Origin of the sequence: Leuconostoc falkenbergense (assembly GCF_014634805.1) — a bacterium.
Lineage (GTDB): Bacteria > Bacillota > Bacilli > Lactobacillales > Lactobacillaceae > Leuconostoc > Leuconostoc falkenbergense.
The window spans coordinates 24,544-35,483 of sequence record NZ_BMBS01000021.1; the positions used below are offsets into that span (position 1 = coordinate 24,544).

Consider the following 10,940-nt stretch of genomic DNA (forward strand, 5'->3'; position numbering starts at 1 on the left):
TTTTCGCGCTCATGACTAACTGGTAATCAGTTTTCATGGGTGTTGAAATGATGAGTATGTCTATTATCATGATTAACGATTTAAACCCATGAATTTTGATATTCATGGGTTTTTTATTTGCGAAAAAGAAGGTACGCAGAGAAGAGAATTGGAGAAGGAAGAATGAAAAAAATTGTAATTGTTGGGGCAGTATTTGTCGTCGCAGTTGGCGGCATTATTGGATATGGGGTAATGAACCGTCAGTCAGATCAGGCATCATCATCGACTGTAATTAAAATTGGTGGCGTATTTGACACATCAGGTGACGCCTCTTCGTATGGTAAAGCCGAGCAAGATGGGGCTAATTTTGCCATCAAGCAAATCAATGCTAATGGTGGTGTCAAGGTTAAGGGTAAAAGCTACAAATTTAAGATTATCAATAAAGATGCCAAGACGGATAATACAGAAACAGCGTCAGTGACAAGCAACTTGATTAACAATGAAAAAGTGAGTGCAATTGTAGGACCTGTTATCACATCAGGCGTTCAAGCAGCAGTCCCAGTCGCGACACAAGGGAAGACGCCAATGATTTCACCAACTGCCGGCGCTGATAATATTACGATACAAAAAAATGGAAAAGTTCAGCCTTATGTTTTCCGAGCCCAATATAAGAATTCGTTTATGGGCACAAAGATGGCACAATTTGCGACTGAAAATTTGAAAGCCAAGAATGTCGTTATTTTCCAAGATAATTCCTCAGATTATGGGACAGGCATTACAGCTGCGTTCAAGAAAGCATATAAGGGCAAGGTTGTTGACGTTGAGTCCTATCAAGAAGGCAGCAAGGACTTTCAAGCTGTTTTGACCAAGATAAAAGATAAGCAGTTTGATGCTGTGGTTATCAATGGTTACTATACTGAAGGTGGTGCCATTTTGAAGCAAATGCGCGATATGGGCATTAATGTGCCAGTTATTGGTCCTGATGGTATTGGTGATCCTAAAACTGCTGAGATTGCGGGCAACAAAAATACAAGTAATGTTTATTATGCTGCTCATTTCTCAGTTGATGCACCGGCAACCAAAGTGGCAACGCCATTTGCAAAAGCCTACAAGAAAGCCTATGGCAAAGAGCCATCACAGTTTACAGCCTTGGCCTATGATTCGGTTCGCATGATTAAAGCAGCAATTGAAAATGAAAATTCAACAAGTAAGGCGGCGATTACCAAAGGTTTGGCAAATTTGAAGAATTTTGAAGGCGTTACGGGAAAGATGTCGATTGACAAAGACCATAATCCGGTGAAGTCAATGGTGATGGTTGGCATGACTAATGGTAAAGAGTCATCTGCTGTGGTCGTGAAGTAATTCAAGCGTTACACAGAGTTGACGTGTTGATCAAATTTTGAGGTTAAAATGACACTTTTCATTCAGCAAGTAATCAAAGGACTGATGTTAGGCAGCGTTTATGCGTTATTAGCATTAGGCTACACAATGGTTTACGGTATTATCAAATTAATTAATTTTGCACATGGCGATATCTATATGCTTGGTGCCTATTTCGGTTATTTTTTTATCAAAGTGCTACACTTAAATTTCTTCATTGCTTTGATTTTGGCGATGGCAGTCAGCGCGGTGATTGGGGTTTTGATTGAATATATTGCATATCGGCCACTACGTCATTCACCAAGGATAGCGGTGTTAATTTCAGTGCTTGGTATATCATTTTTGCTGGAAAATGGCATGACGTACCTATATGGGTCTGATCAACGTTCTTTTCCGCAAGCTATTAAGACTGTGCAATACCATTTTTATGGGATTCAAGTGTCCAACATTCAACTCATCATTGCCGTGACATCAGTCGTGTTGATGTTATTGCTAACGTATGTTGTCAAACGCACTAAGATGGGTCGGGCAATGCGGGCGGTGTCAGCAGATCCTGATGCTGCAACTTTGATGGGCATCAATATTAATCACACGATTTCATTTACTTTTGCCATTGGATCAGCATTGGCTGCGGCTGGTGGTGTGTTGATTGGACTTTATTACAATAGCATCGATCCTTTGATGGGCATGACACCGGGGTTGAAAGCCTTTGTTGCAGCTGTTTTGGGTGGTATCGGTATTATTCCCGGAGCCGCCGTTGGTGGCTGGCTGATCGGTATATTAGAAACAATGGTACAAGCGACTTCGTTTTCTGCTTATAAAGACGCCGTCGTGTATGCGATGTTAATTGTTATTTTGTTGATAAAGCCGACTGGTATTTTGGGTAAAAACAAGCGGGAGAAGGTGTAATGGATCAAACGCATATTAAATACACATTGTCGTGGGCAGCAATGGCTGCCATGGGCTTCGTTTTGATTTTCATGGCACAAATGGTTGGCTTAATCGGACATTATGGCGTCACAACGATTGTGTTGATCGGCATCAATGTGATTGCGGCATTGGGTTTGAATTTGGTTGTGGGGATATCGGGGCAATTTTCGCTAGGCCACGCCGGATTTATGGCGATTGGGGCGTATGCAACGGCCCTAATTATGGCAGTTATGCCCGGTGTTATGGGCTTTATTGTAGGCATGGTAACTGGTATCGCTGTGAGTGGTATCGTTGCCTTAATCGTTGGGATACCAACTTTACGTTTACGTGGTGATTATCTAGCGATTGCAACGCTAGGATTTGCAGAAATCATTCGTATTGTCATTATGAACTTAAAAATTACTAACGGACCAGCCGGTATTTTTGGTATTGCGCCGTTTGTTAGTTGGCAATTGGTCTATATTTTAGCGGTTATCACGCTAATTATTGTGGTTAATTTTGTCCGTAGTATGCCGGGAAGAGCGATTATTGCAGTACGAGACAATGAAATTGCTGCTGAATCATTAGGTATTAATACGACAAAATATAAGGTTATCGCCTTTGTATTGGGCGCCTTGTTTGCAGCTATGGCTGGTAGTTTACGGGCAAGTTTTATTCAATCTATTGCGCCTAAAGACTATGCATTTATGCAAAGTATTATGATTTTAATCATCATTGTCATCGGCGGGATTGGGTCAATGAGCGGCAAGGTAATTACGGCTATTGCTTTGGGTATTTTAGACACATTGTTACAAAATTTTGGTTCATTACGTATGGTTATTTATTCCGTTATCTTAATTGTCGTGATGTTAATCAGACCGCAAGTCATTTTTGGCAGTCGTGAATTATCTTTAAAAAAATGGCTATTTGATGGAGGAGATGGACATGACACAGACCATACTGAAAACGCATGATTTAAGTATTCGCTTTGGTGGTGTCACAGCAGTTGATCACGTCAATATTGAAGCTTCCGAAAATGAATTAATTGGTTTAATTGGTCCAAACGGCGCAGGTAAAACGACATTATTTAATCTGTTGACCGGCGTTTATCGGCCAACCGAGGGCGATGTGGCCTTGTTTGATGGTCAAAAGTTAGCCATAGTGAATCAGCAATCACCGGCTAAAAGAGCACGATTGGGCATTGCGCGGACGTTCCAAAATATCCGTTTATTTGAAAGCCGTACGGTTTTGGAAAACGTTATGATTGCAATGAATTCGCATACTCGAGCCCACACATGGGACGCGATATTGCGACTGCCATCTTTTTACAAGCATGAAGCGACTTTAAAAAATGAGGCGCGTCAATTATTGTCAATTTTTGATATGTTGGGTGTTCAGGATACTTTAGCTACTAACTTACCGTATGGGCAGCAACGACGCTTAGAGATTGTTCGAGCATTGGCGACTAAACCAAAAATCTTGTTTTTGGATGAACCTGCTGCGGGGATGAATCCTCAAGAAACCGCGGATTTGACTCGCCTTATTAAACAAGTGCAACAGGAATTTAAGATGACCATTATCCTAATTGAGCATGATATGAATTTGGTCATGGCGGTGAGTGAGCGATTGTATGTGCTGGAATACGGTAAATTATTGGCAAGCGGGACACCGGCAGAAATACAGCAAAATGCCGATGTCATCCGCGCATATTTGGGAGAAAACGATACATGAGTGCATTGTTAACTGTTGAAAATTTAAATGTCAGTTATGGCGCAATCAAAGCTGTACAAAATGTCAATTTTACTGTGCATGATAATGAAATTGTGTCGTTAATTGGCGCAAACGGCGCTGGCAAAACGACAATCTTGAGAACTATTTCAAATTTAACCAAACCGACCTCTGGGCACATCAATTTTCAAAATCAAGATATTTTAGGGATGGATTCAGCAAAAATTGTGTCTAGCGGAATTGCCCAAGTACCAGAAGGTAGACGCGTTTTTGCTGGCATGACAGTGCAAGAAAATTTGCAATTAGGTGCCTTTACACGTGATAAAGGCACTAATTTGAAGTCAGAATACGCGCTGATTTACGACCAATTTCCAATTTTAAAGGAGCGGCGTAATCAAGATGCAGCAACTTTATCTGGTGGCGAACAACAAATGTTAGCAATGGGACGCGCGCTAATGGCTAAGCCGAAGTTATTGCTACTAGATGAACCGTCAATGGGATTGGCGCCATTATTTATTGAAAAAATTTTTGATATTATCAAGACTGTCAATGCACAGGGCGTGACAGTTTTAGTAATTGAGCAAAATGCTAATCAAGCGTTGAAGATTGCCGATCGTGGCTATGTTTTAGAAAGTGGTCAAATTACGATGACTGGTACTGGTGCTGAATTACTGGCTTCAGACGATGTGAGAAAAGCTTATTTGGGCGGTTGACGCGATAGTGGCGTGTCAGTCGATATCTAAAACGCTAACACAGTAATGATTGTGTTAGCGTTTTTTTTTAGTGTGATGAAGCACCGAAAACAGCCAGACGTTCTGCCAAACTCGTTTCTACGGCCGTGACGCCGGGTGCTAATAGTTTCCTAGGATCGTAATTTTTACCAATCAAATCTTGATCAGTTAAAATAAAGTCTCTTAGCGCTTGATGGAATGCCAGCTGGGCTTCAGTGTTCACATTGACTTTGGCAACACCCATGCTAATAGCTGCTTTAATTTGATCATCTGGGACACCAGAGCCGCCATGCAAGACAAATGGTACCTGACTGTGTGTCATATTATCTAAAGTAGTTGTTAAGTCTTTGAGGTGAGCGAGGTTTAGCCCTTGCCAATCTTTTGGATAGCGACCATGAATGTTACCAATCCCTGCTGCAAAAAAATCTATTTGCGTTTGTATCATGGCAACCGCATCGTCGATAGGCGCGATTTCACCAGTGCCGATGATACCATCTTCTTCGCCACCAATACTGCCTACTTCAGCTTCAACTGAAATATTTTGTTCATGAGCTAACGCTACAATCTCACGTGTTTTTTCTAAGTTTTCTGCTAACGGTAAGTGTGACCCATCAAACATAACTGATGTAAAGCCAGCTTTGATGGCAGCTTTAGCGGCAGTGTAATCACCATGATCGAGATGAATGGCAATGGGGACAGTAATGCCAAATGATTGGTCAAGGTCGCGCACGATATGAGCAACGGTTTCAAAACCACCCATATATTTAATGGCACCCATCGAAGCAGCGATGATGGTAGGAGCTTGTTTTGCTTGTGCAACACGCAGAATGGCTTGTGTCCATTCAAGATTATTTGTATTAAAGGCGCCGACGGCATAGCCTTGTTGACGTGCTGTTTGAACGATTTCTTTACCAGAAACGATTGTCATGAGTTATTCCCAACTTTCTTTTTTAAATGTTTGATCCGTTTGATGGAGTGAATAGTGATAATTATTATTAACTGAAAAAATTTTATCGCGAATTGAGTCCTGATTGGATTTGGCAACTTCAATTAAAAAATTAACCAGATTTTTTGACCATACCAATTCTTTATCGTGACCATATTGTAACCAAAATGAATCTAATTCGGGATCATCCCAATCATGCGCACCATGATAGGGACGATCATCTAGCAAAATGGCACCAGCAATTTTATTCAAATTTTTTTGGTGTGTCAGAATAACTTTTTTATAAAATGGGCTATCTGGCTGATTGCCAAAGAAATCATTTAACCAACTAATTTTATCTTCCCAAGCACTAGGGTTTTGCCAAGGCGCTGTTGATAAAATGTACATATCATAGTATTTAGACAGGGCATAAATGCTATCAATAGCGTCAGGTAAAGGTGGTAAATTTCGAAAAATGCCAGGAATTTGATCTGGTTTTTTAAACTGATATAGATGCGGCTTATCATTTTCGGCATTTAATACAGGCAAGGTATCAACGATAGTGTTGTCCATATCAATGAATAATTTAAGTTTGATGATAGTATTCTCCTTTGTTGAAAACGCTTACATTTTCGGAATAGACAAAATTATACAGCGTCAGAATAAAAAAATTAAATGTATACCAATTTTATACATTTGATTTTTTGTGAATGCGTTGTGTGATAGTTTTAGAGGTTGAAGTAGGATGATAAAAATGTTGCGACACCATCTTCCTCATTGCTACTGGTGATATCCGTGGCTGCCGATTTAATTAGTGGAATAGCGTTAGCCATGGCTACTGATACAGTGGCGAGTTTAAACATGGATAGATCGTTAGCCTCATCCCCAAAAACAATCAAATCTTTTGAAGTTAGGGATAATTTTTTTAGTAACACTTTGAGTGCAGCGCCTTTACTGACGTTGGTAGGTACAAATTCTAGCAGCGTTCGCCGAGATCTTGTAAATGAAATATTCTTGGTTAACACAGGTGTGTGATTAAGAATATTTTCGAGATAGTTCAATTTGTCTTCTGTTTCGCAGACGACAAATTTGTTAAATGTTAACGTTGTTGGCAAATCAGTGATACTAACTTGCTGATAATGCAGCAGTTTACCAATTAAGTTAACATAGTTAGACTGTCCAAAGTCTGCAATAGAATAGACAATTTCTGGACAAACAATATCAATAGGTAATTTAAGATTATGGATTAAATTGAAAATTTCAGACATATCACTAAGCATAAAACGCTTGTTTAAGAGTGTTTCATTTGTACTAATATTTTTAACCACACCACCATTGAACAAGATGACATAGTCATCATTTTTGCTTAAATCTAGTTGTGTTAAGAAGGGTTGTACATTTGGAAATGGGCGACCGGTTGTTAAAACAATATGATGGTTATCATCATGTAATTTTTTCAAAATCGTAGCATTTTTGTGTGATAGCGTACGGTCGGATTTGAGCAATGTATTGTCCATATCCAAGGCAATTAATTTTGGCGTCATGTTAGGCTTTCCTCTTTCTTGGTAACGTTAATTTGAGATATTACCATTTTTAGTCGGTCAAACTCACTATCCGACAGCTCACTGTCTATCAGAAAAGTAGGTTGTTTCGTCGCAATTTCAGTCGATTCCGTAATAATCAAATCAAACTGATTGGGTTCATTTGACGAGTTTTCAAAATCATTAAGCGAGACAATTGATAGTTCGCATGGTGCAGAACTACTACGTTTGATTAATGTTTCAAAAAGATTTTGACTATAAATTGGGAGCGATGTCACCATCAAAATGTGTAATTTATGAATTTTTTCGTGTGACAAGCTAAAATTGTAAAAAATCATTGCTAGAATGCTAATCTGATCGGTTAGCAGTCCAAAAGGGAATAAACGTTGATACAGTGATCGATTAGTGATTTGACTCAGTGCGTCGGTGACGTATTTTTCAAAGGTTTCATTGTGATATAAGTAGTCATACACGGTAATACTTTGGTACTTAGATGAATACCAAAAGGGCTTGAGCTGTGTTTGTATTTTGCGTGTTAAAACTTCCTGATCAGCTTGACTGATCTTAATATCTGAAGTGAGGACAAAAGCTTTAACGATTTCATGACTGACAACTAAAAGATCTTGAAAGGCACGCGCACTGAAATGGTTATCCTGTTCTTTCGTCACACTCAGTAGTTGCAAGGTTAGAAATAATTTGACGGCGTCTGGCATATCTAATGAAAAATTTGTTTTGGTAATCATTGAGAAGTCATTGATAATATCGTTTTCTTTGCGTTTGGTAAAAGAAACCACGTCAGCGGATGTAAATAAACTTTCCTGTGCAATAGGATCTAGTTCACTATACAGCGAAGCAAGCGTTGAAAAAATAGTTAACGTTAAAGCATTGGAAATTGATATCTTTTTGCCTAGAGAATCTTGATACATGTTTTTCAATTTTTCGCTGATTAATAAAAATTTTGAGTAAGGTATGTGTTTATCCAGTGACCGTATAAAATACGATAGTGCATTCTTATGACTTTGCAGTAAGGCTAGGCCGTTATAGGCATGCACGAATGAGTCGTACAACGGTTCTGAAAACTCAAAACCTGATTTTTTCGAAAAAACTGGTTTAAATGTCTCTCGCTTTTTGAGATCTGATATATCACGGAGAACCGTATTTCTAGAGACAGAAAATAATGTTTGGAAAGCAGATAATGTCCATTTTTTAAGTGGTAGTGCCAAACAAATATCAATAATCAGTTGTCGTTCATAGGAATTAATATAATCATCTGAAGGAACATGAGATAATTTTGCTTTCAAAACGGCAATTTGGCTTTGTGTAATTCTGGTGTTTGGTGCCAAAAAGGGTAGATTTGATGAACGCAAATCAGAATTGGCGCTTTGTAATAAGTAATAGATTTTACGACTAGATAAATTGAGTCGGTTAGACATCGTTTGAACATTTGGGAGCAGATCTTGATTGGCTATGTAGTTAATGAATGTGGTGTAATTCATATTTGGTACGCTCATAATTAGTGTTCCTTTCCAAAACGTATATTCACTTTGATTTTACAATGAGCAAGTGATTGATTACAGTCTCATTCAAGCATTTTCATTGTGAGGTAATGGGACTGTTTATTTTTTTAATTCTCAACCATAATGTAATTGTACCAGCAAATGTAAGCGCATACATTTTAAAAAAGTTTGGAAGAAGGTTTAAAGAAATGGCAAAAGCAACAACAATTCAAGAGGCAACACGAGAAAATTGGATTCAGAATACATTCCCAGAATGGGGTACTTGGTTAAATGAAGAAATTGAACAATCAAAAGTACCCGAAAAGAATTTCCGGATGTGGTGGTTAGCCAATAATGGTATTTGGTTGAAGACACATGAAGACACCAATATTCTAGTTGACCTATGGAATGGTACTGGTAAGCAAACACATGGTTCAGGTTTGATGAAACAAGGACATCAAATGATGAGGATGAGTGGCGTGCAAAAGATGCAACCGAACTTACGTCTACAACCATTCGTTATTGATCCTTATGCTGTTAAAAATGTCGATGCCTTATTGGTGACACATATCCATTCAGATCACCTAGACATCAATACAGCAGCGGCTGTGTTACAAAATAGTGGTCCAGAAACGAAATTTATTGGTCCTCAAGCGGTTGTTGATATTTGGAAAGGTTGGGGAGTTCCTGAAGAACGCACAATTGTTGTTCACCCAGGAGATGAAGTGACCGTGAAGTCGGTTACAATCAAGGCTTTGGAAGCTTTTGATCGAACAGCACTATTAACCGTCGATAACGATGTCACAATCAAAGATTCGCTACCACAAGATATGGACGAAATTGCTGTCAATTATCTGTTTAAAACATCTGGTGGGAATCTATATCACGCCGCCGATTCGCATATGTCAAATATGTTTGCTAAACATGGCAATGAGAATCATGTTGATGTTGAAATTATTAACTATGGTGAGAATCCGCGTGGCATAACGGATAAAGTTACATCAATTGATGTTTTGCGATCAGCCGAGGACCTGAAAGCCAAAGTTGTGATTCCTGTACATTATGATATTTGGTCAAATTTCGACGCTGATCCGCAAGAAATCGTTAAATTATGGGAAATGAAAAAAGACACGCTTAACTATCAATTCCACCCATTTGTATGGCGTGTTGGTGGTAGTTACACTTTCCCAGAAGATCAAAACAAGATTCAATATCATTATGATCGTGGCTTCTCAGATGTCTTTTCAAAAGATAATGATGTGCCATTCCCTTCATTCTTATAAGGAGTAATCAAAATGACAATGCTTAATTACTTTTACGACAACGACTTGGTAAGAATTTACCATGACACGCCATCAAGTTGACGGGAGTCGTTGCGTGTTGCGGGTGAAAATCTCAAAGAAAAGGGAATTATTACCGAGCAATATATTAATGAAATTATTAAAAATGTTGAAGACAATGGCGCCTATATTGTCATTGTACCTGGTGTGGTGATGCCACACGCATTAGCTACGGGACCGGGTGTTTTAGGAACAGGTATTAGTTTCACCAAATTTAATGAAGCTGTTTCGTTTGAAGATGGCAATGTTGAAAAACAAGGGAAGCTATTTTTCACGCTAGCAGCTAAGGATGAAAAGCAACACCTAGAGAATATTCAAAATTTAATGTCGTTATTGATGACAGATGGTGTGATTGAAGCGTTGTCAGATGTTGAATCAATGGACGATTTCGTTCAAGTGATGAATCAATTTGATAAAATCCCTGCTGAACAATGAGGAGAGCATGATGAATAATATATTCGCAGGAATATTAGCTATTTGGGAATTTTTTGCCAATAACATTTTGACTCAACCAGCCTACATGATTGGTTTCATTGTCTTGATTGGTTACATGTTAGAGAAAAAGCCGTGGTATGAAAGTTTGGCTGGTTTTCTAAAAGCCACGATTGGTTACATGATCTTAATTGTTGGATCAAACGGACTGGTAACAAGTTTCCGACCGATACTAACAGGACTGAAAGACCGCTTTCATTTAACGGCAACAGTGATTGATCCTTACTTTGGTCAAAATGCTGTGACAGATGGATTAGAAAAAACGTTTGGCCGTTCATTTGGCGACGTTATGATTCTATTGCTAATCGCCTTTGTCTTTAATATTTTATTAGTAAGATTTTCTAAATATGGTAGATTGCAAGAATTAACCGAACACTGCAAACTGCTGAAAAACCTTTCGTGGTGATTGCCAGTTGAGT

The 10,940-nt window shown here is 38.8% G+C and carries 10 protein-coding genes and 2 pseudogenes; 8 read left to right on the forward strand and 4 right to left on the reverse strand.

All coding sequences use genetic code 11. The features are described 5' to 3' along the window. The first annotated feature begins 162 nt into the window (after nt 1-162). From IEU71_RS05715 to IEU71_RS05735, 5 genes are read left to right on the forward strand one after another with little or no spacing between them, the layout of a single operon-like run. On the forward strand, nt 163-1,341 hold the full coding sequence (locus tag IEU71_RS05715; RefSeq protein WP_004914177.1) for an ABC transporter substrate-binding protein: 1,179 nt from the start codon (nt 163-165) through the stop codon (nt 1,339-1,341). Nucleotides 1,342-1,389: 48 nt separating this feature from the next. Next, nucleotides 1,390-2,268, forward strand: a complete 879-nt coding sequence (locus IEU71_RS05720; protein WP_004914179.1) for a branched-chain amino acid ABC transporter permease — start codon at nt 1,390-1,392, stop codon at nt 2,266-2,268. Then, nucleotides 2,268-3,242 (forward strand): branched-chain amino acid ABC transporter permease, encoded by a 975-nt coding sequence (locus tag IEU71_RS05725; RefSeq protein ID WP_004914181.1) that lies wholly within the window; start codon nt 2,268-2,270, stop codon nt 3,240-3,242. The genes IEU71_RS05720 and IEU71_RS05725 overlap by 1 nt, the downstream gene beginning before the upstream one ends. After that, entirely contained in the window at nt 3,214-3,999 is a 786-nt protein-coding gene (locus IEU71_RS05730) for an ABC transporter ATP-binding protein (RefSeq protein WP_004914183.1), read from the forward strand. Before IEU71_RS05725 ends, IEU71_RS05730 begins: the two co-directional genes overlap by 29 nt. Then, nucleotides 3,996-4,709 (forward strand): ABC transporter ATP-binding protein, encoded by a 714-nt coding sequence (locus IEU71_RS05735; protein ID WP_004914185.1) that lies wholly within the window; start codon nt 3,996-3,998, stop codon nt 4,707-4,709. The genes IEU71_RS05730 and IEU71_RS05735 overlap by 4 nt, the downstream gene beginning before the upstream one ends. A gap of 67 nt (nt 4,710-4,776) precedes the next feature. On the opposite strand, the gene fba is transcribed toward IEU71_RS05735, so the two are convergent. The 4 genes from fba to IEU71_RS05755 all read right to left on the reverse strand — a co-directional run bounded on the left by fba (nt 4,777) and on the right by IEU71_RS05755 (nt 8,704). Further along, nucleotides 4,777-5,655 (reverse strand): class II fructose-1,6-bisphosphate aldolase, encoded by an 879-nt coding sequence (gene fba, locus IEU71_RS05740; protein WP_004914187.1) that lies wholly within the window; start codon nt 5,653-5,655, stop codon nt 4,777-4,779. 3 nt (nt 5,656-5,658) lie between these two features. Beyond that, complete coding sequence (locus tag IEU71_RS05745; protein WP_004914191.1) at nt 5,659-6,225, reverse strand: 5' nucleotidase, NT5C type; 567 nt, start codon at nt 6,223-6,225, stop codon at nt 5,659-5,661. Between the two features lie 155 nt (nt 6,226-6,380). Further along, nucleotides 6,381-7,196, reverse strand: a complete 816-nt coding sequence (locus tag IEU71_RS05750) for a Cof-type HAD-IIB family hydrolase (RefSeq protein WP_004914193.1) — start codon at nt 7,194-7,196, stop codon at nt 6,381-6,383. Beyond that, entirely contained in the window at nt 7,193-8,704 is a 1,512-nt protein-coding gene (locus IEU71_RS05755; RefSeq protein ID WP_036067030.1) for a BglG family transcription antiterminator, read from the reverse strand. The genes IEU71_RS05750 and IEU71_RS05755 overlap by 4 nt, the downstream gene beginning before the upstream one ends. A 194-nt stretch (nt 8,705-8,898) precedes the next feature. Here IEU71_RS05755 and ulaG point away from each other — a divergent pair, with 194 nt between their 5' ends. The 3 genes and pseudogenes from ulaG to IEU71_RS05770 form a co-directional block, all read left to right on the forward strand. Continuing rightward, nucleotides 8,899-9,972 (forward strand): L-ascorbate 6-phosphate lactonase, encoded by a 1,074-nt coding sequence (ulaG, locus tag IEU71_RS05760; protein WP_004914196.1) that lies wholly within the window; start codon nt 8,899-8,901, stop codon nt 9,970-9,972. A 12-nt stretch (nt 9,973-9,984) separates the two neighbouring features. Then, nucleotides 9,985-10,464: pseudogene (locus tag IEU71_RS05765) on the forward strand (PTS sugar transporter subunit IIA). A gap of 10 nt (nt 10,465-10,474) precedes the next feature. Then, nucleotides 10,475-10,882: pseudogene (locus IEU71_RS05770) on the forward strand (PTS transporter subunit IIC); the annotation flags it as partial. Nucleotides 10,883-10,940 lie beyond the last annotated feature (58 nt).

Coding starts and splice junctions, on each gene's coding strand:
- IEU71_RS05715 (WP_004914177.1), top strand. CDS start 163: ATGAAAAAAATTGTAATTGTTGGGGCAGTATTTGTCGTCGCAGTTGGC.
- IEU71_RS05720 (WP_004914179.1), top strand. CDS start 1,390: ATGACACTTTTCATTCAGCAAGTAATCAAAGGACTGATGTTAGGCAGC.
- IEU71_RS05725 (WP_004914181.1), top strand. CDS start 2,268: ATGGATCAAACGCATATTAAATACACATTGTCGTGGGCAGCAATGGCT.
- IEU71_RS05730 (WP_004914183.1), top strand. CDS start 3,214: ATGACACAGACCATACTGAAAACGCATGATTTAAGTATTCGCTTTGGT.
- IEU71_RS05735 (WP_004914185.1), top strand. CDS start 3,996: ATGAGTGCATTGTTAACTGTTGAAAATTTAAATGTCAGTTATGGCGCA.
- fba (WP_004914187.1), bottom strand. CDS start 5,655: ATGACAATCGTTTCTGGTAAAGAAATCGTTCAAACAGCACGTCAACAA.
- IEU71_RS05745 (WP_004914191.1), bottom strand. CDS start 6,225: ATGGACAACACTATCGTTGATACCTTGCCTGTATTAAATGCCGAAAAT.
- IEU71_RS05750 (WP_004914193.1), bottom strand. CDS start 7,196: ATGACGCCAAAATTAATTGCCTTGGATATGGACAATACATTGCTCAAA.
- IEU71_RS05755 (WP_036067030.1), bottom strand. CDS start 8,704: ATGAGCGTACCAAATATGAATTACACCACATTCATTAACTACATAGCC.
- ulaG (WP_004914196.1), top strand. CDS start 8,899: ATGGCAAAAGCAACAACAATTCAAGAGGCAACACGAGAAAATTGGATT.